We start from the raw sequence: 24,493 nt of genomic DNA on the forward strand, positions 1-24,493 counted from the left end.
CTGATGTGGGGCCAGGTTCAGGCTGGCCCCACACCAGCAATCGTAGGTGGTCACAGGAGCCGAGCTACTCAGACAACCAACCCGTCACCCACCAACACGGGCGACCGGCCCGCCATACACGCCAACCCCTTGGAATAACTCATCTAGGCTGAGCTCGTGCGTCGGTTCAGTCTGTGGCTTCGCGGCAAACCCGTCATTGCCGATTCGGTGCTGGCGGCGATGCTCCTGCTGCTCGAGATCCTCGGTGTCGGCAACGCGCACAACAAGATCGCCTATCTCGCCATCGGTGTGCTGCTTCCGCTGCCGGTGGTGTTGCGCCGGGTGTACCCGAGGGCCATGGCGGTCTGCACGCTCGCGCTGTCGATGGCCACGTCGCTGGTCGGCTACCTTTCCGCCGACCGAGCCGACCACATCGCGCTGTTCTCGCAGGGCATCATGCTCTACACGCTGGTCGCCTACGTCGGGCGGCGCGAGGGGCTGTGGTACGGGCTCGGACTGGTGGTGGACGTCACACTGTCGATCGCGGCGATAGCCAAACCTGACGGGTCCGACATCATCTTCACGGTCATGTTCTTCGCGCTGTGCTGGACGCTCGCGGAATTCGTCGGCGCCCGGCACGCCTACGACACCGAGGTCGCCGCCCGGCTGGCGGTCGCCGACTACGACAAGGAGCGCCGCGCGCACGACGCCGTCTCGGCTGAACGCACCCGCATCGCCCGCGAACTGCACGACGTGGTCGCGCATGCGGTGAGCGTCATCATCGTGCAGGCCGACGGGGCGAAATACGCGCTGCGCCGCGAGCCGGACGCCGCAGAACAGGCGCTGACCACCATCGCGAGCACCGGTCGCGAGGCGCTGCGGGAGTTGCGCAGGACGGTGGCGCTGCTACGCACCGAGCACGCGCCCGACCAGCTGCCCCAGCACGGCACCGCGGGCATTGCCAAGGTCGTGGAGATGATGCGCGGCACCGGCTTGGCCGTGGAGCTCGAGCTGACTGGCGAACTCGACGACATCGCGCCCGAGGTGAGCCTCGGCGTGCATCGCATCGTGCAGGAGTCGCTGACCAACACGCTGCGGCACGCAGGTCCGCACCCGAAGGCGTGGGTTCGCGTCCGCCGCACCGACTCCGACGTTCTGATCGACGTCACCGACACCGGCGGCCTGCCGCTGCACGAATCGGCCAACCGGATCAAGGGCAGCGGGCTCGGCCTGGTCGGGATGCGCGAACGCGTTGCCGTGCTCGGCGGCAGCCTGGACGCGGGCCGCCATTCCGACGGCGCCTGGCGGGTGCGCGCCAGTATCCCGCTGCGGCCCGGCCCGACGGAATGATCGCGGTCGCGTCGTCGGCGATGTGGTGGCCGTGCGTAGACCGTTGCCTCCCATCAGGATCCGGCTACGGCAACACCGGGGTTCGGGCACCTGGGCCGGTTCGAAGCGCCGCAGGTCGAGAGGGACGCGCAAGCGGTCACGTTAGATTGGGGTCGTGCCGATCACCGTTCTCGTTGTCGATGACCAGGAACTGATGCGTATGGGGCTGAAAATGGTGCTCGGCGCGCACCCGGACATCGAGGTGATCGGCGAGGCTGCCAACGGTGCCGCTGCTGTCACCAAGGCGGCGGAACTGCGGCCCGATGTCGTGCTGATGGATGTGCGGATGCCCGTCGTCGACGGGGTCGCCGCCACCATGCACATCGTGGAGGCCGGGCACGGCAGCCGGGTGCTCGTGATGACGACCTTCGACCTGGATGAGCACGCGCTCGGTGCGCTGCGCGCGGGCGCGAGCGGATTCCTCCTGAAAGACACGCCGCCGGAGGACCTCATCTCGGCTATCCGCAGCGTCGCCGCCGGTGACGCGGTGGTCTCGCCGAAGGTCACCAAGCGTCTGCTGGGACGGCTCATCGCCGAGGATCCGGCACGGATGCGTGACCCCGGCGTGCTCGACGTGCTCACCGCTCGTGAGCGTGAGGTGCTCGAACAGATCGCAGCGGGGCGCTCCAACGCCGAGATCGCCGGGCAGCTGTATCTGTCGGAGGCCACGGTCAAGACGCATGTGGGCCGGGTGCTCACCAAACTCGGTCTGCGCGACCGGGTTCAGGCGGTCGTCCTGGCCTATGAGACCGGGTTGGTGCGCCCCGGCGGCTGACGTGCGGCCGGGTCTCAGCGTCCTATCAGGCTGATCCGGGAGAAAAACGCGGACGCTGGGCGTTGACAGGGGTAGATCGTCCGAAAGGATCGCCATGGCTGCCCTGTTGTTCGTGCTGTATGTCATCGTCGAGATCGCCGCGCTGGTCGCGGTCGGTCAGTTGCTCGGTGTCGTACCGACCATCCTGTTGCTGATCGCCGGATCCGCCGCGGGCATGCTGTTGGTCGGCTCGCAGGGGCGGCGCGTGTTCGAGCAGTTCCGGCGGGCCGGTCGCGGTGAGATCGCACCGGGCACCGCCGTCGCCGATGGCGCGCTTGTCGCGGCGGGCGGATTCCTGATGTTCGTGCCCGGCTTGGTCACCTCGCTGTTCGGCCTGCTCCTGCTGTTGCCTCCGACACGTTTCCTGGTGCGTCCGCTGGTCACGGCGTTCGCCGCGCGACGCTTCGGCAGGCTCGCCGCCGCCGCGCCCTACCGCGGTGTCGTCATCGACGGCGACGAGGTGATCGACGGCACGGTGGTGCAACAGTGGTACGACGACGGGCAGGGCAACGCCCGGCGCGCGCTCACCCGGCCCTGAGCATGTGAAGTCCGCGCCGACCGGTTCCGCATTGCCGCCCGAAGGGCTATCGTGTCGCGATGGCCACCGAGCAACTCACCGTCACGGTGAGCGAGGAGCTGGCCGCCGCGGTACGACAAGCGGCGGCCGCTGCGGGACAATCGATTTCCGGTTTCACGGCTGCGGCGTTGCGGCTGGAACTGATCGCCGTGGATGCGGGCTGCGCATTCACGGTGTCGAGCGGAGCAGGCGGCGCGCCGCCGAAGTATGCGGAGGTGATGGCGGTGCTGGCCCAGCCGGAGGATCTGTCCCCGCCGCTGCACTGAGCGGCTGACTGGAACCTCGGAGTCGGGCATACGGCAGACTGGTGCCTCGTGAGTACCCAGTTGCTGATCGGCGGTCGTTTCTACAGTGCGAGTTCACCCGACGCGACCGCGATGGCGGTGACCGACGGGACCGTGGTCTGGCTGGGCGCCGAACAACCGGGACGCGCGCTGCATCCGCATGCCGAGATCATCGACCTCGACGGTGCCTTCGTCGCGCCCGCGTTCGTCGATCCGCATGTGCACGTCACCGCGTTGGGCTTGAAGCTGACCGGCCTCGATCTGGCGGGCGCCCGTTCGCTGGAGGACTGCCTGCGGCTGCTGCACGAGTTCGCCACCGCCCGGCCCGAGGGTGCCGTCCTGGGGGACGGCTGGGACGAGACCACGTGGCCGGAGGGCCGGCCGCCCACGGCCGAGGAGATCGACGGGGCGGCGGGTGCCGGTCGGCACGTTTACCTCTCGCGCGTGGACGCGCACTCCGCCGTGGCGTCCTCGGCGCTGCTGGCTACCCTGCCTGAACTGACCTCGACCGACGGGTTCACCCGCGGCGAGCCCTTGCGCGCCGCGGCCCATCATCTGGTGCGCTCCGCCGTCCTCGCGAGTCTGTCGGGGGCGCAACGCGATCGGGCGCGCGCGGCCGCGCTGGACCACGCGGCAGGCCACGGCATCGTCGCGGTGCACGAGTGCGCGGGCCCGGAGATCGCGGGGCGGAACGACGTTCGCGAACTGCTCGAGTTCGACCACGGCGTCGAGGTCCGGGCGTACTGGGGCGAGGCGGTGCGCAGCGCCGAGCAGGCGCGTGCACTGGTCGAGGATCTCGGTGTGCAGGCGCTGGGCGGCGATCTCTTCGTAGACGGTTCCTTCGGCTCGCACACTGCGTGGCTGCGGGAACCGTACGCCGACGAGTCCGGTTCCGGCCGAAGCTATCTCGATGCCGAGGCCATCGCAGACCACGTCCGCGCCTGCACCACCGCAGGCATCCAGGCAGGCTTCCACGCGATCGGCGACGCCGCCATGGACGCGATCGTCACCGGTTTCGGCCGGGTCGCCGCCGAACTCGGCGGCCCCGCCGTCGCCGCCCTCGGACACCGGGTCGAACATGCCGAGCTGATCGACGCCGAGCACATGGCGAAACTCGCTGCCTGGGGCGTGATCGCCAGCGTGCAACCGGGATTCGACGCGGCATGGGGCGGCCGGCACGGCATGTACGCCGCGCGTCTTGGCGCCGACCGCGCCGCGACGCTGAACCCCTTCGCCGCCATGGCTTCCGCCGGTGTCGCGTTGGCGATCGGCTCCGATGCCCCGGTCACCGCGCTCGACCCGTGGTCGGCGGTGCGCGCCGCGGCCACCCACCGCACATCGGGGCACAGTCTGTCCCCACGTGCCGCCTTCGCCGCGGCTACGCGCGGTGCCTGGCGTGCGGGCGGAGTCCGGGACGGCGTGGCGGGCACCCTCGTTCCCGGCGCTCCCGCCTCCTACGCAGTCTGGGACGCCGCCGAGCTGGTCGTCGCCGCAGCCGCGGACTCGGTCCAGCGCTGGTCCACCGATCCGCGATCGCGCGTCCCGGGATTGCCTCCGCTGGATTCGGATTCACCGCTGCCGACCTGCCTTCGCACCGTGCACCGAGGAGCGACGATCTATGCCGCGTGAACGGTCGGGCGCGGGGCCGCGCGAGCGAGCGGCAGAGGTATGGCGGTCGGTGTCCACCGCGCTGCGCCGGTATCCGGTGCTGTCGCGGTCGGCTGTGGCGATCCTCGCCGGGCTGCTGCTGTTCGGGAGCTTCCCGCCTCGGCCGTGGTGGTTCCTCGCACCCCTGGGCATCGCGGTGCTCACCCTTATCGTGCGCGGGAACGGACGTCTGCGGGCGGGCTTCGGTTACGGGTTCCTCTCTGGTCTGGGCTTTTTCGTTCCGCTACTGCCATGGACCGGAATCTATGTCGGGCCGCTGCCGTGGCTGGCGCTGTCCACCGTCTGCGCGGTGTACCTGGGCGTATTCGGCCTGGTCGCCCGGCTCGTCAGCGCACTGCCGGGCTGGCCGCTGTGGGTTGCGCTGGCCTGGACGACGGCGGAGTGGGCCAGGTCCAGCTTTCCCTTCGGTGGATTTCCCTGGGGCCGTGTGGCATTCGGCCAAGCCGACGGGTGGTTCCTGCCGCTGGCCGTGGTCGGCGGCGCGCCGCTGGTGGGATTCGCGGTGGCGCTGACCGGGACCGGGGCCGCCGCACTGTTGCGACAGCTGTGGTCGAGCCGGACGTCCGGTGGTGTGGGCCGAACGAACGACGTCATCGAGGCCGGGACGGGGGTGCCGGGTGCGGTCGCCAACCGTGCATCGGCTTCGACCACACGGCTCGGTGTGGGCACCGCGGCAATTGCTTTGGTCATCATGCCCGTCGCCGGACTGCTACTCAGGTCTGCGCTGCCCGGCCCGGAGGAGGGCGAACGGACGATCACGGTCGCCGCGATCCAGGGAAGTGTGCCTCGGCTCGGACTGGACTTCAACGAGCAGCGGCGCGCCGTGCTGGACAACCATGTCCGGCGCACCGAGGAGCTGGCCAGGGACGTCGCGGCGGGCCGTGCGCCGAAACCCGACGTGGTCATCTGGCCGGAGAACTCCTCGGACATCGATCCGCTCCGCAATGCCGATGCCGCCGCCCTGATCACTTCGGCCTCCGAGCAGATCGGAGCACCGATCCTGGTCGGTGCGGTGCTGGTGAACTCCGATCGGACCACGACCAATTCGGTGATCGTGTGGAACGGCGCGGCGGGCCCGGGTGAGCGGCACGACAAGAAGATCATCCAGCCTTTCGGCGAGTACCTCCCGATGCGCGGCTTCTTCCGGCTGTTCTCCGAGTACGCCGACCGGGCGGGATACTTCGTGCCGGGCGACGGCGACGGCGTGGTGCATGCGGCCGGCGTCGACATCGGCGTCGCCACCTGCTACGAGGTGGCCTTCGACCGGGCGTTCGAGGACGCGATGCGCGCGGGTGCCCAACTGCTCACCGTGCCGACGAACAACGCGACCTTCGGTGACAGCGAGATGACCTACCAGCAGCTGGCCATGTCGCGCATCCGTGCCGTCGAGCACGGCAGGGCGCTGGTCGTGGCCGCCACGTCGGGGGTCAGCGCGATGATCGCCGCCGACGGCAGCGTGCGGCAGGAAACCCCGTTGTTCGTGCCGGCCGCCGTGGTCGCGGAACTCCCGCTGCGCACCAGCAACACGCTGGCGACACGGATTGGGCCCGCGCCGGAGCGAGTGTTCGCTATTCTTACCGCTGCCGCCGTGCTGGTTGCTGTCACCCGGCGGAGATCTGCGCGCGACGCTGATCCGACCGACGAGGCCGGCGCCGGTCGGTCGGCTGCCCGACCCACACAGCGCTAACCGAACATTGGGTATGTTCTAGCCCCTGCCCGCCCGGAAAATGGGTGCGGCATGGCGTTGCGCGCCGTTCGCCAGGACGCTGGGCGGGTCGGGTGATCTGACGAAAGGCTACGGTCAGGCCTGGTTTTTCTTCCACTTCATGCCGTGAAATCGCGAAGTTTGCAGAAATGTAACCAACCAAAGTGGCCTTCTGCCAAGGGCGTTGGATGTGAAACAAATCCAAAACGCCGGCAATCCAGCCGATGTGAGGCTCCGAATCATAGGGCGTGGATACGTCCCTGCGGTGGCGCGGGCGCGCTTGCTGTGGTGGTGCTCGGGGATTGCGTCAATAGCGGCAGAACGGAGTGATTGATGAGTTCATTGGCCACTGATCGCGTCGACCAATGTTCATCTGGCGAATTTTCGGCACAACCATTTGCTCTGTCACCCGCGCAGACGGCCCTGTGGTACGCGCAGCGCATCCGCCCCGACGTACCGCTGACCATCGCCCAGTACGTCGAGATCCACGGTGATCTCGACGCCGGGCGTCTGCTGTACGCGATCGAGCGGTTCGGCGCCGAGACCCAGGTCGGCCAGGTCCGGTTGGTAGAGATCGACGGCATTCCGTATCAGCTGGTCGATCCGGTCCACCGGCCGGGATGGGGCCGCATCGACCTCCGCTCCGAGGCCGACCCGTACGCGGCGGCGCTGCGCTGGATGAACGAGCACGCGAGTTCGCCGATCGATCTGGACCGCGACCCGCTCACCACGAACATCGTGCTGCGGATCGGCGATGCCGACTACATCTGGTATGCCCGCGGCCACCACATCGTCATCGACGGCTACGGCGCGATGAACGCGCTGACCCGAACGGCCGAGATCTACAGCGCCCTGGAGAACCAGAAAGAACCGGTTGTTTCACGTGCGACTCCGCTGGCGGAGATCTACGCCGACGAGGTGCGCTACCGCGACTCCAGCCGGTTCCGCAGCGATCGCGAGTACTGGCTCGCGCAGCTGGAAGGTGTCGGCGAGCCGATGAGCCTGGGCGGTGTCACGGTCACCGCGGCCACCCACGATGCGGGCCGCCGGCTGGCGACCGCCGTACTCGACGACAAATGCCAGGCCGCCGTGGAGGGGGCGACCAGCGCATACGGAACATCCGACTCGGCGCTGTTCGTCGCGGCGCTGGGCGCCTACGTCCGGTCGGTCACGGGAAACCGGGATGTCGTCCTGAGCCTGCCGGTCTCGGCGCGCACCACGGTGTCGTTGCGCCGCTCGGCGGGCGTGGTGTCCAACGTCGTGCCTATCCGGCTGAAATTCGACGACGAGACCACGGTCGGCGACTTGGTAAAGGCGGTCGAGCTGCAGATCACCGGCGCACTGCGCCATCAGCGCTACCGGCACGACGACATCCGCCGCGACTGCGGCTACTCCCGGGACGCACGCGGATTCTTCGGGCCGATGGTCAACATCATGCTGTTCCACGACGAGTTGCGGTTCGGCAGCCTGGTCGGCTCGCTCAACGTGCTGTCCACCGGCCCGGTCGAGGATCTGTCGATCAACCTCTACAACGGGGCGGGTGGCCGCATCCACGTCGACTTCGAGGCCAACCCGCAGTTGTACGGCGAGAACGAGGTCAGCGTGCACCACGCGCGCTACCTCGACTTCCTGGGCCGCTTCTTGGACGTCGATCCGGAAACGCCCGCGGAATCGCTGGTCGCGATCACCGACGCCGAGCGCGAACGGGTACTTCGCGAGTGGAACGCCACCGCGGCACCGAAGCAGGAAGGTACGCTCGCGAGCCTGTTCGCCGAGCGCTCCGCCGCCGATCCTGACGCGGTCGCGCTCGAGTTCGGTGACGAGGTACTCACATATGCCGAGTTCGACGAGCGATCCAACCGCCTGGCTCGGCTTCTCATCGCGCGCGGCGCCGGACCGGAGACGACGGTGGGCCTGTGCCTGCGCCGCAGCCTCGACCTCGTCGTCGGCATGTACGCGATCGTCAAGGCGGGTGCGGCCTACCTGCCGCTGGACCCCGAGCACCCCGCCGATCGGATCGGGCGGATCGTGCGCCACGCCGAGCCGCTGTGTGTGCTCACCGCGGACCGTGACGAGCTCGAGCTGCCCGCGGTCGCTACCCAGCTGGCCATCGACATGCTGGACCTGTCCGAATTCGACGGCGCGCCGGTCACGGACGCCGACCGCATCAGCGCGCTGCGCCCCGACCACCTCGCCTACGTCATCTTCACCTCCGGCTCGACCGGCAAACCCAAGGGCGTCGGTGTGGCGCACGCCGCGATCGTCAACCGCTTGCGCTGGATGCAGCACGAGTACCCGATCGACCGGACCGATGCGGTACTGCAAAAGACGCCGGCCACCTTCGACGTCTCGGTGTGGGAGTTCTTCTGGCCGTTGCAGATCGGCGCGCGGCTGGTGATCGCCGCGCCGGACGGGCACCGCGATCCGACGTATCTCGCCCGGATAATCGCCGAAAAGCACATCACAACAGCTCATTTCGTGCCGTCCATGCTCTCGGTGTTCGTCACCGACACCGATGTCCACGACTGCACCGGCCTGCGCAGGGTGTTCTGCAGCGGCGAGGCGCTGCCTGCCGCGACCGTCCGGGACTTCCACGCGGTGCTCGGCGGAACGGAGCTGCACAACCTGTACGGCCCGACCGAGGCCGCCGTCGACGTCACCTACTGGCCGTGCCCGGACGACCCGAGCAATGTCCCGATCGGCTCGCCGGTGTGGAACACCCAGACTTACGTGCTCGATTCGCGGCTGCGGCCGGTCCCGCCCGGTGCTGTCGGCGAACTGTGCCTCGCGGGTGTCCAGCTGGCCCGTGGCTATGTGGGCCAGCCGCGGCTGACCGCGGACCGGTTCGTGGCCAACCCGTTCATGCCGGGCACGCGGATGTACCGCACCGGCGACCTGGCGCGCTGGCAGCTCGGCCGCTCCGGCACAGAGCCGGGCGTGCTGGAGTACTTGGGCCGCAGCGACTTCCAGGTCAAGATCCGCGGTCTGCGCATCGAGCTCGGCGAAGTCGAGGCGGCGCTGCTCGACGACGAGCGGGTCGCGCGCGCAGTCTGCGTCGCGCACACCGGGCGCACCGGCGACGAGCTGGTGGCGTACGTCGTCGCGGCGAAGCACGGCGCGGGCGAGACGTGTCTGGACACGGCCGCGCTGCTCACCGCCCTGCGCCGCAGGCTGCCCGGGTACATGATCCCGTCCGCGCTGATGGAGCTCGACGATTTACCACTGAGCGCCAACGGCAAGATCGATCGCAAGGCGCTGCCGTCGCCGGTCGGCGGCTCGCGTCCGCTCCGGCCGATCGTCGAGCCGCGCACCGAGGTGGAGCGGGTCCTCGTGGGAATCTTCGCGGAGGTCCTCGACGCCGACGAGGTCGGCGTCGAGGACAGCTTCTTCGACTTCGGCGGCAACTCGCTGGTCGCCGCACGCGCGGTGGCCAGGATCAACACCGCTCTCGGTACCGGGCTGACCATCCGCGACCTGTTCGAGGCCTCGACGATCGCGGCCCTCACCCACCGCTTCGCCATGCAGACCCCCGATGCGTCCTCGCCGCGGTTGGTGCCCTCCGAGCGGCCGGAACGGATTCCGCTGTCGCAGGCACAGCAGCGGCTGTGGATCCTCAATCGGTTCGCCGAGCACGCCGCCGCGTACAACATGCCGCTGGCCGTTCGGGTCGACGGTCCGCTGGATGTGTCGGCACTGCGCGCCGGCCTGTTCGACGTGATCGAACGGCACGAGAGTCTGCGTACCACCTTCCCGGAGTCGCCGGAGGGGCCCTACCAGCTGATCCACCCGACCGACGAGATTCCGCTGACCCTCGGCCCGATCGACGCCACCGGCGCCGACGTGGCCGCGCTGGCCACCGACTACGCCGGACACGGTTTCGACCTGCGAAGCCAGGCCCCGATCCGGGTCGCGCTGTACCGCACCGGGCCGGACGAGCACGTGTTCCTCGTCGTGCTGCACCACATCTGCAGTGACGGCTGGTCCATCGCGCCGCTGGCCAGAGATCTGATGACGGCGGTGGCCGCTCGCGCGAACGGCACGGCACCGCAGTGGACGCCGCTGCCGGTGCAGTATGCCGACTTCGCGCTCTGGCAACGCGAGCTGCTCGGCGAGGAGTCCGATCCCGCCAGCGCGCTCAGCCGGCAGCTGACCTATTGGCGTTCGGCACTGTCCGGACTGCCCGACCAGCTCGACCTTCCGCTCGACCGCCCGCGTCCGCTGCGCAGGTCCACCGTGGGCGGCCGGGTCGAGTTCACCATTGCCTCCGAGATCCGCCGTGCCGCAAGTGAACTCGCGGCCACACGCGGCGTGAGCATGTTCATGGTGCTGCACGCGGCACTGGCCACTTTGCTGTCTCGACTGTGCGCAGGCACCGACATCGCGATCGGCACCCCGATCGCGGGCCGCTCCGACCCGGCGTTGGACGATCTGGTCGGCATGTTCGTCAACACGCTCGTGTTGCGCACCGAGGTCGACCCGGCCGCTGGCTTCGACCGCATGCTCGACGTGGTTCGCGAGACCGATCTGAACGCGTTCGCCAATGCCGACGTGCCGTTCGAGCGCCTGGTCGAGGTGGTCAACCCGGAGCGCACCGCAGCCCGCCACCCGCTGTTCCAGGTGATGCTGTCCTATGATCGCGCGCCGGATCTGCGCATCGACCTGCCCGGTGTGCGCGCCGCGGTGCTGCCGATCTCCTCGGACATCGCCAAGTTCGACCTGCAGCTGGTCGTGCACGATGATGCCACCGACGGACCGTTGTCGGCTGAATTCGGCTATGCCACCGACGTTTTCGACCAGCGCACCGTGGAGTCGTTCGCACGCAGGTTTGTCGCGGTTCTGAACGGCGGCGTGGCCGCACCGGGCATGCCGGTCGGCGACCTCGCCATCCTGGACCGCAGGGAAACCGCGAACCTGGTGCCGATCGCGGGCGGGCCCGCCGAGGCGCCGATCACCTTGGCCAAGCTGCTCACCGACACGGCCGTCCGGCTGCCGGACGCGGTGGCGGTGCGCTACCGCGGCACCGACACCACCTACCGTGAGCTCGACGAGCGGTCGAACAAGTTGGCGCGCGCCCTCATCGAGCACGGCGCCGGCCCCGAGATGGTTGTCGCGATCGCCTTGCCGCGCGGACTCGACGCCATCACCGCGGTGTGGGCGGTCGCGAAAACCGGTGCGGCCTATGTGCCCATCGATCCGAGCTACCCCGGTGCGCGGATCGAACATATGATCGATGATTCCGGCGCAATGCTCGGCCTGACCGACGCCGACTGCCTGGCCGCCATGCCCGCCTGGCCCGCGCCGCAGGGTAAGCACCGCAAGACCTGCGTCGACTGGCTGGTGCTCGGCTCCGACGAACTGGGCGACGAACTCACGAACTACTCGACGGGTGCGATCACCGACGACGAGCGGCACTACCCGATGCGGGTGAGTCACCCGGCATACTTCATCTACACCTCGGGCTCGACCGGTACGCCGAAGGCAGTGGTCGTCACACACGCGGGCATCGCCTCGCTCGCCAGCGAGCAGACCCACCTGTTCGGCGTCTCCGATTCGGCGCGGACGCTGCACTTCTCCTCGCCCAGCTTCGACGCGTCGGTACTGGAGATGCTGCTCGGCTTTGCGGCGGGCGCCACAATGGTGATCGCGCCGGCAGGGATGTACGGCGGCACCGAGCTGGCCACGCTGCTGCGCGAGGAGCGGGTGACCCATGCCTTCGTCACGCCGGCCGCCCTGGCCACTGTGCCGAATGCGGGGCTCGACGAACTCCAGTCGGTCATCGTCGGTGGTGACGCCTGCTCCGAGAAGCTGGTCGAGACCTGGACCGACGGACACCGCATGCACAATATGTACGGACCGTCCGAGGCCACCGTCGCGGCGACCGCGACCGGTCCGATGGCGCCGGGACGTCCGGTGCCGCTCGGCATGCCGGTGCGCGGCATGCGGCTATTCGTGCTGGACAACCGTCTGCATCCGGTACCGCCGGGCACGCCGGGCGAACTGTACCTGTCCGGTGCCGGCCTGGCCCGCGGCTACCACGGCCGCTTCGGCCTGACCGCGCAACGGTTCTTGGCCAACCCGCACGGCAGACGCGGCGAGCGCATGTACCGCACCGGCGATCTGGTGGTGGTCGAGCCGACGGGGCAGTTGCGCTTCCTCGGCCGCGCCGACGACCAGATCAAGATCCGCGGGTTCCGTATCGAGCTGCGCGAGATCGACCACGTGCTGCGTGTGCACCCCGGTGTCACGTTCGCGATGACCGTGGTGCACACCGACGAGCACGGCCAGCCGCGGCTCGTGTCATATGTCACGGCCGACCGGACGGTCGAGTCCACGGCCATCGTGGAGACCGCGCGCCGGCGGCTGCCCGGCTACATGGTGCCGGCATCGGTCACCGTGCTGGACGAGGTCCCGGTTACGCCATCGGGCAAGCTGGACCGAAAGGCGTTGCCGGAGCCGGTGTTCGCGGCCGTCGGGCAGTCCCGCGCGCCGAGGACCGAGGTCGAGTTGCGCGTCGCCGGCGTGTTCGGCGGCATCCTCGGCCGCCCGGTCACCGGTGCGGAGGACAGCTTCTTCGACCTGGGCGGCAACTCGCTGCTGGCCACCCGGCTCGCCGCCGCGCTGTACGCGGAATTCGGCGTCGAGCTGCCGGTGCGCTCGATCTTCGAGACGGCGACCATCGCCGGGGTCGCCGAGCAGCTGGTGCAGGCGCCCCGGACGCAGCGGCCGGCGCTGGCTGTGCAGACGCCGCGTCCGGGACGTATTCCATTGTCTCTGCCACAGCAGCGACTGTGGTTCCTCAACCGATATGCGCCCGAATCGAGTGCATACAACATCGCTTTCGTGATCCGCATCGCCGGCGACTTGGACGTGCCCGCGCTGCGGGCCGCGCTCGCCGACCTGGTTGAGCGGCACGAAGTTCTGCGCACCGTATTCCCGGAGGACGTCGACGGCGCCCAGCAGGTGGTGCTTCCGGTGCAGCGGGCGATGCCGGACGTCGTGCCGGTCGACATCGACGACGCCGAGGCGAAGGCCGCTCTGCAGGCGTTGGCGCACACCGGTTTCGACCTCACGAAGCAGACGCCGTTACGCATGTCGTTGCTACGCACTTCGTCCGAGCGCTACCTGCTCGGCATAGTGGTGCACCACATCGCCGCGGACGGGTGGTCGCTCGGGCCGCTGACCCGGGATCTGGCGGCCGCGTATGTGGCACGGCACGAGGGGAATCCACCGTCGTGGACACCACTTCCGGTGCAGTACGTGGACTTCGGGCTGTGGCAGCGCTCCTGCCTGGGCGAGGAGAGCGATCCGGACAGCGTCGCGGCCACCCAGTTGGAGTACTGGCGGAGCGCCCTGGCGGAGCTGCCCGAGGAACTGCCGCTGCCCTACGACCGGCCGCGGCCCTCCGATCCGACACAGCAGGCCGGGACTGTGCGCTTCATGGTGCCCGAACCGATGCAGCGTGCCCTCGCCGCGCTGGCCAGGGAACAGGGCGTCAGCATGTTCATGGTGCTGCGCTCGGCGCTCGCGGTGCTGCTGCGCAGCGTCACCGGCGGGCGCGACATCGTGATCGGCACCCCGGTCGCGGGTCGCACCGACACCAAGCTCGATGAGCTGGTCGGCATGTTCGTGAACACGTTGGTGCTGCGCTCCGACGTGGACCCGGACCGGACGTTCGCCGCTCTGCTGCGCGCCGACCGGGACACCGAGCTGGCCGCGATGGCGCACTCCGACGTGCCATTCGAACGAGTCGTGGAGGAGCTCGGCGGCGACGCCCGATCGTCCGGCCGTCATCCGCTGTTCCAGGTGGCGCTGAGTGTGCCGGATGTCCCGGTTCCGACGCTGGAGCTGCCCGGACTCGCGCTGCGTGCGGAGGCCGTGGACATCGCGCTGGCGAAGTTCGACTTGGAACTGCGCGTCGCGAACACCGGCTTCGACGCGGGCACCGGCGAACCGGACAATATCTTCGAATTCGTATACACCACAGAGCTTTTCGACGCAATGACGATCGAGACACTGGCCGACCGGTTCCTGCGAGTGCTCGCCGCTGTCACCACCGATCCGCGAATCCTGGTGCGCGACATCGACGCTCGCACCCAGCACGAGCGTCGCATGTTCACCCCGGCGGTGGGTGGCCAGGCCGGCCCGCCGGCTACGCTGGCCGCCTACTTCACCGCAACCGCGCAGCGATATCCGCAGCACACCGCGCTGTGCGCGGGCGCCACATCGCTCACCTATGCCGAGGTCGATCGACGCTCGAGCCAGGTGGCGCGTGCCCTGATCGCGCGCGGGCTCGGTCCGGGGAAGCGGGTGGCGCTGGGGCTCAGCCGCTCGAACGACTCGGTCGTCACGATGATCGGCGCGGCCAAGTCGGGCGCCGCGTTCGTGCCGGTCGACCCGAAATACCCGGTCGAGCGCATCCAGCACATGCTCACCGACTCGGGCTGCTCGGTCGGCGTCACGGTCGCCGCCCACGCCGAGCGGTTGCGCGCGGCCTCGGCGCGGGACACCGAATGGCTGCTGCTGGACGATCCCGGCTTCGTCGCCGAACTGGACAGGCACGAGGACGTTCCGATCGACGACCTCGAGCGACCGCGCAGCATCCAACCGGCCGACTTGGCCTACCTCATCTACACCTCAGGGTCCACCGGCACGCCGAAGGGCGTCGCGGTGACCCACTGTGGTCTGTCGAACCTCGCCGACGAGATCAGGGACCGACTGGGGGTCGACGAGCATTCCCGGACGCTGCACTTCGCCACGCCGAGCTTCGACGCGGCGGTGTTGGATCTGCTGATCGCATTGGGCGCCGGTGCGGCGATGGTGATCTGCCCGCCGGACTTCTACGGCGGCGACGAGCTGGCCGCGCTGATGGAACGCGAGAGGGTCAGCCACGGTTTCATGACCACGGCCGCGTTGGCGACCATCGACCACGAACGTTGGCCGCTGCCGCACGTACGTGCGCTGATGGTCGGCGGCGAGGCACTGTCCCCGGGTCTGGTGGCGCGCTGGGCGCCCGGCCGGATGATGCTCAACGTCTACGGTCCGACCGAGACTACGGTCGTCATCACGATGTCGGAGCCGATGCGGGCCGGCGAGCCGATCACCATCGGCAGCCTGGTGCGCGGCACCAGCGCGCTCGTGCTGGACGAGCGGTTGCGCCCGGTACCGGTCGGCGTGCCCGGCGAGCTGTACCTCGGCGGCCAGGCACTAGCGCGCGGCTACTTCGACCGGTTCGGGCTCACTGCCGCGCGTTTCGTGGCCGACCCGTACGGCCCGGCAGGTGCCAGGATCTACCGGACCGGCGACGTGGTGCGGTGGAACGCGGCGGGCGACATCGTCTACCTCGGCCGCGTGGACAACCAGGTGAAGATGCGCGGCTTCCGCATCGAGCTCGGCGAGATCACCACTGTGCTCGGCGACCACCCGGACGTGCGGTTCGCGCACACCGAGTTCCGCCGCATCGCGGGCGCGGACCGGATCCTCGCCTACATCCAGGCCGCCGACCAGCAGGCCGGAGTAGACGTCGAGGCGGTGCGTGCCGCGGTTGCCCGCCGCCTGCCCGCGCACATGGTGCCCGCGAGCATCACCGTGCTGGACTCCATTCCGCTCACCCCGGTCGGCAAGCTGGACACGAAGGCGCTGCCGGAACCGCGGTTCACCTCCGATTCCGAAGGCCGCGAGCCGAGTACCGACTCCGAGCGGCTGGTTGCCGAGGTGATGGGTGAGCTGGTCGGCGCTGCCCGACTGCGCGCCGAGGACAGCTTCTTCGACATCGGCGGAAACTCGCTGCTGGCAACCCAACTCGTCGCCCGGCTCGCCGCGGCGACGAGCGTCCGACTCGAGGTGCGCACGGTATTCGCGACGCCGACGGTTGCCGCGCTCGCCGAGCTGCTGGACGCGCGCGCCACCGGCGCCGAGGATCGCCCTGCGCTGGTGCGCCGGGCCCGTCCGGAGCGGATTCCGCTGTCGCCCGCGCAGCAGCGGCTGTGGTTCCTGAACCGGTTCAATGTCGGCGCGACGGATCAGTCGGCGGGCGCGTACAACATCCCGGTCGTGTTGCGGATGAAGGGCGAGCTCGACGTCGACGCGCTGGTCGCCGCGCTGCACTCGGTGCAGGCTAGACACGAGACACTGCGGACGGTGTTCCCCGAGACCGACGGTTCGCCCGCCCAGGTCGTCCTCGGGCCGGCCGAAGCCGCGATCACCCTGTTCGTCGCGACGATGACGCCGGACCAGGTCGACGACGCGGTACGGAGTTTCGCCGCACCGGGATTCGACTTGGCCACCACCGTCCCGATCCGCGCCGCGCTGATCTCGGTGTCGCCCGACCGCGATAGCGGGGTGACGGACCCGACCGACGAGCACGTGCTCGTGTTGGTGGTACACCACATCGCGATGGACGGCTGGTCACTCGAGCCGCTGGCCGCCGACGTGGCCGTCGCCTACCGCGCAGCCCGCGCCGGCACGGCCCCTGGCTGGGCCGAGCCCGAGATCCAGTACGCCGACTACACGCTGTGGCAGCAGGACCTGCTCGGCACCGAGGACGACCCGGACTCGGCGGTGAGCGGTCAGCTCGCCTACTGGCGGAGGACCCTGGGCGGCATCCCCGAGCTGCTCACCGTGCCCGCCGACCGGCCGCGCCCGCCCACGCCGTCCTACCGGGGCGGCACCGTGGAATGCACGGTAGACGCGGTGACCCACCGGGAACTGGAGACGGTCGCCACCAGCAACAACGTCAGCATGTTCATGGTGCTGCACGCCGCACTCGCGGTGTTGCTGCACCGACTCACCGCGACCGACGACATCGCTGTCGGCACCGCGATCGCCGGTCGCGGCCACCCGGCGCTGGACCGGATGGTCGGCATGTTCGTCAACACGCTTGTCCTGCGCACCCGGATCGACCCGGCTGCCCGGTTCGCCGACCTGCTGCATACCGTGCGCGACACCGATCTGGACGCGTTCGCCAATTCGGATTTGCCGTTCGAGCGCCTCGTCGAGGTGTTCAACCCGACGCGGTCCCMGGCGCACCACCCGATGTTCCAGGTGATGCTCTCGGTGCGCAACGAACCGGTGGGCGCGCTCGACCTGCCCGGGTTGCGGATCGAGGCGGCCGACGTGGAGATCGGCATCGCCAAGTTCGATCTCCAGTTCACGCTGACCGAATCGCGGACACCGGAACGGGATCCGGCGGGCATCCGCCTCGCGGTGAACTACGCGGCGGACCTGTTCGACGAGCCGACCGCCGAGCTGCTCGGCAAGCGGCTGTCCAGGCTACTGGCCGCGGTCGCCACGAACCCGACCACCGCGGTCGGCGACTTGGAACTGCTCGATCCCGCCGAATGGTCGGGGCTGGCCCCGGTGCGGGGTGCGGAGCCCGATCGTCCGGTGACCTTCCCCCAGGTGTTCGAGCGGGCGGTGAACGCCGACCGCACCACGGTCGCGCTGGTCTCCGCCGGCACGCAGGTGACCTACGACGCGCTGGATCGGTGGACCAACCGGCTGGCCCGGGTGCTCATCGGGCGCGGCGTCGGTCCGGAAACGCTGGTGGCGCTGGGTATTCCGCGATCGATCGAGGCGGTGGCGACGGTGCTTGGAGTGGCCAAGGCCGGTGCCGCGTTCGTGCCGGTGGACCCGCTGTACCCCGCGCAGCGCATCGCGCACATGCTCTCGGATTCCGGCGCGACGCTGGGCATCACGCTGGACGAGTATCGCGACGAGCTGCCCGAGGGCGCAGAGTGGATCGTCCTGGACGATCCAGCGTTCCGCAGGCTCGTGCTCGACTCGTCGGACGCGCCGATCGCCGAGTCGGAGCGGATCGTGCCGCTGCGCATCCACAACCCGGCGTACGTGATCTACACCTCCGGTTCGACCGGCACGCCGAAGGGCGTCGTGGTCACCCACGGCGGGTTGTCCAACTTCGCGGCCGAGACCGCGAACCGGTTCGACATCCGGCCAGGATGCCGCGTGCTGCACTTCGCGACGCCGAGCTTCGACGGGGCGATGCTGGATCTGCTGCTGGCCCTCGGTGGCGCGGCGACCCTGGTGATCACGCCCGCCGGCGTGGTCGGTGGCGATGAGCTCCGCCGGGTGTTCATGGAGGAGCGGATCACGCACGCGTTCATCACGACCTCCGCCCTCGGCACGGTCGATCCGACCGGGGTCACCGAGTTGCGGCACGTGCTGGTCGGCGGCGAGGCGCTGCCGCCGGACCTGGTGACCAGGTGGGCGCCGAACCGCAACTTGTACAACGTGTACGGCCCGACCGAGACCACCATCGTCACGGTGATTTCGCAGCCGATGGCGCCGGACGGGCCGATCACCATCGGCGGCCCCATCCGCGGTGTCAACGCGACCATCCTCGACGCACGCCTGCATCCCGCTCCGGTCGGCGTGACCGGCGAGCTCTACCTGGCCGGCGGCGCGCTGGCCCGCGGTTATCTGAACCGGCCGGGGCTGACCGCACAGCGGTTCGTCGCGAATCCGTTCGGGAAGCCGGGGGATCGGATGTACCGTACCGGCGATCTGGTGCGGTGGTGGTCCGGATCGCGGAACAACGGGCAGTCCGCGGGCCGCTGGGCGGGTTCGGCACGCGAGATCGAGTACGTCGGCCGCACCGACCACCAGGTCAAGATCCGCGGCTTCCGCATCGAGCTCGGCGAGGTCGACGCCGCGCTTGCGCGCCATGGTGGGGTGGCGTTCTCCACCACCATCGGGCACCGCACCCCGGCGGGCACGACGGCGCTGGTGTCGTATGTGAAGGCGCGGGCAGGTGTCACCCTCACCGTGGCCGAGCTGACCGGTCACCTCGCCGGACTGGTGCCGAACTACATGGTCCCCCAGTCCATCATGTTGCTCGACGAGGTGCCGCTGAACCCGGTGGGCAAGCTGGACCGCAAGGCGCTGCCGGAGCCGGTGTTCACCGCCACCGAGGGCTACCGCGCGCCATCCACCCCGACCGAGGCGGCGCTGTGCGCGGCCTTCGCCGCGGTGCTCGGCGTGGATTCGGTGGGTGCGGACGACGGGTTCTTCGAGCTCGGCGGCAACTCGCTGCTGGCCACGAAAGTCATTGCGCACGTGCGGGAATCAGGCATCGACCTGCCGATGCAGCTGATGTTCGGCGAGGCGACCCCTGCGGCCGTCGCGGCGCAGCTGGATGGCGGGGGTGCCTCCTCGGGCGCGGCGATGGCCGCCGCGCTGGAGCCGGTACTGCCGATCCGGCCGAGCACGGCGGCAAGCCAGGCGCCGTTGTTCTGCATCCACCCGGCGATCGGTCTGGCCTGGTGCTACTCGGGGCTGCTCGCGCACCTCGCGCCGGACCGCCCGTTGTACGGGCTGCAGGCCCCGCACGTCGCGGGGGAGGACGACTACGACTCGATCGCCGAGGCCGCGGGCCACTACGTGGCCGATATCAAGGCGATCCAGCCGCAGGGGCCCTACCACCTGCTGGGCTGGTCGCTCGGCGGCTTGATCGCACACGAGGTGGCGGTGCAGCTGCAGGAGGCGGGTGACGAGGTCGCGCTCCTGTCCATGATGGACAGCTACCAGCTCTCCGACGAATGGCTAGAGCATGCGATCCCGAGCGTCGCCGAGATCATCGGCGAGTTCGGCAGCGACGAACTCGGCAGCGTGGAAATCGATCCTACGATGACGCTGCGCGACGCGGCCGAGCTGCTGCGGTCTCGGTCCGGACCGTTCGCGGCGCTCACCATCGAGCATCTCGAGCGGCTTTACGCCGGGTACGCCAACGGCGCCGTGCTGGCGCACGGGTTCCGGCCCCGCGTCTTCGATGGCGATCTGCTGTTTTTCACCGCGGGCGACGACGAGATCAACCGGGCCGACCCGGACCGGCGTGCAGGCTCCTGGGGACCGTTCGTCACCGGTGACATCCACGATCACGAGTTGCGTTGCAGGCACTCCGCGATGACGACGCCGGATGCGCTGGCGGTCATCGGGTCGGTGCTGCGGGCGCGGCTGGAAACGAAGGAGACGCACAGGTGAGCTTGGCGGTGGAGTTGAGCGGTCTGGTCAAGAACTACGGCCGGGTCCGCGTACTGGACGAGATCGACCTGCAGATCCCCACCGGAACGGTGATGGGCCTGCTCGGCCCCAACGGCGCGGGCAAGACGACGACGGTCAGAATCGTGACGACGCTGTTGAAGCCGTGCGCCGGATCGGTGCGGGTGGCAGGCATCGATGTGCTGCGTGATCCCGCGGCGGCACGGCGGCGGATCGGCCTGTCCGGCCAGTACGCCGCCGTAGACGCCAACCTGTCCGGATACGAGAACCTGCGTATGGTGGCCCGGTTGTACGGGATGTCGTCCCGGCAGGCGGCGGCCAGGGCGGCCGAACTGCTCGGCGTGCTCGGGCTCGACCATGCCGCACACCGCAGGGCGGGCACCTACTCCGGCGGTATGGCGCGTCGGCTCGACCTCGCGGGTGCGCTGGTCGCCAGGCCCGCCGTTGTGGTGCTGGACGAGCCGACGACCGGTCTGGACCCGCGCGGCCGGCTCGATATGTGGCGCGTCATCGGTGATCTGGTCGACGACGGCACCACGGTGCTGCTCACCACCCAGTACCTGGAAGAGGCCGATCTGCTCGCCGACCGGATCACGGTCATCGACCACGGCCGGGTCATCGCCCGCGGCTCGGCCGACGAGCTGAAGACCTCCATCGGTGGTGATCGTCTCACCGTCGTGCTGGCCGCGGGCCAGGACGCCAAGTCCGCGCTCGCGGTGCTGGCGCAGGTCGGCGTCGGCGAACCGACGCACGAGGGGGGCGGCGACGAGGTGTCGGTGGTGGTCGGGGACGGCTCACGCACCATGGTCGAGGCGCTACGTAGGCTCGACGACGCAGGTGTCTGCGTGGTCGACGCGAGCGTGCATCGGCCCAGCCTCGACGACGTATTCCTTTCCCTCACCGGCAAAACGGGCAGCGAGCCTGTCGCGGAGCCGGAAATCGACGACGTTCAAGAGGAGATCATGTCGTGAGTACGGCAGCGGTCGGGGAAGAACCCCCACTGGTGGGGGTGGGGTCGAAAACGGCTGCGGCGCTACCGGACTCGGGACCGCGACTGCGGATGTTCCGAGACAGTGCGATCGTCGCCTATCGCAACCTGCTGACCATCCTGCGCGTTCCCACCTTGCTGGTGACCGCGACGATCCAGCCGCTGATGTTCGTGTTCCTGTTCGCCTACATCTTCGGCGCCTCGCTGGGCGGCAGCCAGTACCGTGAGTTCCTGCTTGCCGGCATCTTTACGCAGACGGTGGCGTTCAACGCGGCGTTCACCACGGTCGGCCTGGCGGGAGATCTGCAGAAGGGCATTATCGACCGGATGCGGGCGCTGCCGATGTCGAGGCTGGCCGTGCTGATGGGGCGCACGCTGTCGGATCTGGTGGTCAACATCCTCAGCCTGGCCGTGATGGTCGGGTGCGGGTACATCGTCGGCTGGCGGATCAACGGCGGTGTCGCCGACGCTGTGCTGGCATTCGCGGTGATCCTGCTGTTCGCATTCGCGATGTCGTGGGTCGGCGCGCTCACCGGCCTGCTGTCGCCGACCGTCGAGGTGGCGCAGAGCGCCGGACTGATCTGGCTGTTTCCGCTGACGTTCATCTCGTCGGCCTTCATCTCGGCCGAGACGCTGCCGGGCCCGCTGCGCACGATTGCCGAATGGAATCCGATCACCGCGGTCTCGGCCGCGGGCCGGAAGCTGTTCGACAATGGTGCTCCGCCCACCTTCGTCCCGCCGACCGGCTGGGCGGCCGAGCACTGCATCGAATACGCGGTGGCCTGCTCGGTGGGGATTCTCGCGGTGGCCGTGCCGCTGGCGCTGCTGCGCTACCGCAAGGTCGCCAGTCACTGACCTCGGTACGAGGACAACGAAAAGCGAACGGCCGCGGCATCGAAAGATGCGGCGGCCGTTCGGTGTCGGCTGACCGAGTCAGGCGCGGCGACGGGTCTTGAGCAGTTCGAGGCGCTCCTTGAGCAGCTCCTCGAGCTCGTCCTTGCTGCGGCGCTCCAGCAGCATGTCCCAGTGGGTGCGGGGCGGCTTGGCCTTCTTGGTCTCCTGGCTGGTGCCTTCGATCAGGACGCCCTCCTGACCGTTGCGGCACAACCAGGTCGGCGGGATCTCGGCATCGTCGGCAAACGGGACGTCGAATTCTTCACCGTTGTCGGTCCGGTACCGGGCAATCCGCCGCGGAGCCAGGTCGTGGTCGCGATCGGTCTCGTAGCTCACCGCTCCGAGCCGACTGCCCCGGAGTACGCGATCTGCCATGGTGTGCCTCTCCCTGTGTACTCGAGTCTTTGTGCGCTGCGACCGTGTCCGGACGGATGCAACGCGCTCGCTGGACCTTATGTCTAACGATCGGGCCTGCGCCGATAGTTCCCGACGCGGCTGCGGTCAACCGCTTCATTGTAGTGGCACCGGCGCTCTGGGCCCGCCGCGCCCAGCATGCGGCGGTTCCCGGGGGTCACTGAGCCGATCACGGGCCGCGAGCCGCTAGTGTTCTGCGTCATGTCGCGCCGCTTGTCCTGCCTGTGGTGTGGGCGGGAGATCGTGGAGTCGGAGGCCGGCCGTCGTCGCCGGTACTGCCGCCAGTCCTGTCGTCAACGTGCCTACGAACACCGCAGCAGCTTGAAGGGAACCGGGATTCCCGACGATTCGGTGGTGCTCAGTGCCCAGGAGGCCGCCGGCCTGGCCGACCGCTGGTTCGCCGCCCGCTGCGCCGCCGAGGACGTCGCCACCGCCATCGCCGAGGGCGCGACGCCGGAGGAGCTGGCGATGCTCGGCAAGACGCTGGTCGAACTCACCCGCGACGCGGAGCGCCTGCGCTGAGCGCACCCGGCGTGGGAGGGTGCTCGACTCGGGTGTCGCGGTGGCGCAGATACACTGCGCCGAGCAACACCGCGACGGTTGCGACGAGTCCGCCGAACGCCGCCCACGTGGCGCCGTCGGGATGGACCAGCGGTTGGGCGCGCATCGCCTGCCAGAACACGATGGCAAGCAGACCGGTGTAGCCCAGGGCCAGCACGCCGACAACCGCCGCGCCGGCTCGCTCGGCGCCGAGCCACCGGTAACGCGGCGCCAGCCAGGCGAGCCCGACGGCCGCCAGCAGCATCACCTGGATGGCGTGCAGCCCCACGAAGTGCGGAACGCGCAGGTCGCCACCGACAGTGCTCCAGTGTGTGATCGGCATGCCGGCGGCGTCGCGCGGTGCGAGGTCGGAGGAGTCGGGCACGACCGTGTGCCCCGCGGCCAGTTCCACGACCCGCCCCTCGCTGTCCCGGACCAGCTGCTTGCCGGTGAAGCCCATCAGGTAGCCCAGCCCCATCCCGCCGACGGCCAGCAACAGCGCGGTGTGGATGGCCCGCGCCGTGGGCGGGTCCAGCAGTCGCTGCCAGGACAGGATCAGCACGATGCCCAGATTGGCCGAGAACAGCCCGGGCACCCCGGAGGCGAACACCAGCTGACCGATCGAATTCACCGGGTCGTCCTCGGTGTTGAAGTGGCTGAAGGTGCCGCGCGCGGCCTGGAGGACGATGAAGCCGACGTCCACGAACCCGGTCACAGCGAAGACGGTGCCGAGCCACCATGTTGCGCGACTTTCCCTGTGCGGCAACGACAGTAGCCAGGCCAGGGTGAGACTGTAGAGGAAGAACGCCAGGCCGAATTTCATCGGCTTGAGCCAGACCGATTCGCCGAGCAGTGTACGGTCGTCGACCATCATCGCGGCGAGCGAGAACAACACCAGCGCGGCCATCGCGCTGACAGTCCCCATCAGCGGGCGGTGCAACTGTGCGGCTTTTCCCAGGAGCACGGCGGTCGCGCGCTGCCGCGGTGGTCGGTTCCGCAGTGCGGTGGCGAAATGTGTTGTGGGCATGGACCGAAACTAGGAATCGGCACCGGGAGAAGGCGTCCCGCCGTAGCGCTATCCGCGTCTAGTACCCCGGTATCGGTGCGAAGGGCGGCAGCTACCCGTGTGCCGCATCGCCATCGATCCGAGTGACCCCCGTCGTCGTACAGCGACGCCGCCGGCCTTGGACACCCGTCGGGCCGCGAACGCGCCGTTGCGTTCGCGGCC

General features: G+C 69.3%; 12 protein-coding genes. 10 read left to right on the forward strand and 2 right to left on the reverse strand.

Features of this window, described 5'->3' with window-relative positions; all coding sequences use genetic code 11:
* Positions 1-156 precede the first annotated feature (156 nt).
* The 9 genes from AB4Z47_RS27145 (at position 157) to AB4Z47_RS27185 (ending at position 22,272) form a co-directional block, all read left to right on the forward strand.
* Positions 157-1,329: a sensor histidine kinase gene (locus AB4Z47_RS27145; RefSeq protein WP_441954919.1), complete on the forward strand. Its 1,173-nt coding sequence runs from the start codon at positions 157-159 to the stop codon at positions 1,327-1,329.
* Between the two features lie 154 nt (positions 1,330-1,483).
* Positions 1,484-2,143: a response regulator gene (locus AB4Z47_RS27150; RefSeq protein WP_441954921.1), complete on the forward strand. Its 660-nt coding sequence runs from the start codon at positions 1,484-1,486 to the stop codon at positions 2,141-2,143.
* Between the two features lie 94 nt (positions 2,144-2,237).
* On the forward strand, positions 2,238-2,720 hold the full coding sequence (locus tag AB4Z47_RS27155; protein ID WP_441954923.1) for an FxsA family protein: 483 nt from the start codon (positions 2,238-2,240) through the stop codon (positions 2,718-2,720).
* Positions 2,721-2,779: 59 nt separating this feature from the next.
* The gene (locus AB4Z47_RS27160) at positions 2,780-3,025 is read left to right on the forward strand and encodes a hypothetical protein (protein ID WP_441954925.1); all 246 of its coding nucleotides are present in this window, start codon (positions 2,780-2,782) and stop codon (positions 3,023-3,025) included.
* Positions 3,026-3,073: 48 nt separating this feature from the next.
* Complete coding sequence (locus AB4Z47_RS27165; protein ID WP_441954927.1) at positions 3,074-4,672, forward strand: amidohydrolase; 1,599 nt, start codon at positions 3,074-3,076, stop codon at positions 4,670-4,672.
* The gene (gene lnt, locus AB4Z47_RS27170; RefSeq protein WP_441954929.1) at positions 4,662-6,398 is read left to right on the forward strand and encodes an apolipoprotein N-acyltransferase; all 1,737 of its coding nucleotides are present in this window, start codon (positions 4,662-4,664) and stop codon (positions 6,396-6,398) included. Before AB4Z47_RS27165 ends, lnt begins: the two co-directional genes overlap by 11 nt.
* A 351-nt stretch (positions 6,399-6,749) precedes the next feature.
* A complete protein-coding gene (locus AB4Z47_RS27175) occupies positions 6,750-20,411 on the forward strand; it encodes an amino acid adenylation domain-containing protein (protein WP_441954931.1) in 13,662 nt (4,553 codons plus the stop codon).
* Positions 20,408-21,400 (forward strand): ATP-binding cassette domain-containing protein, encoded by a 993-nt coding sequence (locus AB4Z47_RS27180; RefSeq protein WP_441954933.1) that lies wholly within the window; start codon positions 20,408-20,410, stop codon positions 21,398-21,400. Before AB4Z47_RS27175 ends, AB4Z47_RS27180 begins: the two co-directional genes overlap by 4 nt.
* Positions 21,401-21,489: 89 nt before the next feature.
* Complete coding sequence (locus AB4Z47_RS27185; RefSeq protein ID WP_441954967.1) at positions 21,490-22,272, forward strand: ABC transporter permease; 783 nt, start codon at positions 21,490-21,492, stop codon at positions 22,270-22,272.
* 78 nt (positions 22,273-22,350) lie between these two features.
* Here AB4Z47_RS27185 and AB4Z47_RS27190 read toward each other — a convergent pair whose 3' ends face one another.
* A complete protein-coding gene (locus AB4Z47_RS27190; protein WP_441954935.1) occupies positions 22,351-22,686 on the reverse strand; it encodes an RNA polymerase-binding protein RbpA in 336 nt (111 codons plus the stop codon).
* 240 nt (positions 22,687-22,926) lie between these two features.
* On the opposite strand from AB4Z47_RS27190, the gene AB4Z47_RS27195 reads away from it, so the two are divergent.
* Positions 22,927-23,247 (forward strand): hypothetical protein, encoded by a 321-nt coding sequence (locus AB4Z47_RS27195; RefSeq protein WP_441954937.1) that lies wholly within the window; start codon positions 22,927-22,929, stop codon positions 23,245-23,247.
* Here the strand turns inward: AB4Z47_RS27195 and AB4Z47_RS27200 are convergent.
* Positions 23,219-24,292, reverse strand: a complete 1,074-nt coding sequence (locus tag AB4Z47_RS27200) for a hypothetical protein (protein ID WP_441954939.1) — start codon at positions 24,290-24,292, stop codon at positions 23,219-23,221. The genes AB4Z47_RS27195 and AB4Z47_RS27200 overlap by 29 nt on opposite strands.
* Positions 24,293-24,493 lie beyond the last annotated feature (201 nt).

This window comes from Nocardia sp. 2TAF39 (assembly GCF_052114905.1).
Taxonomy (GTDB): Bacteria; Actinomycetota; Actinomycetes; order Mycobacteriales; family Mycobacteriaceae; genus Nocardia.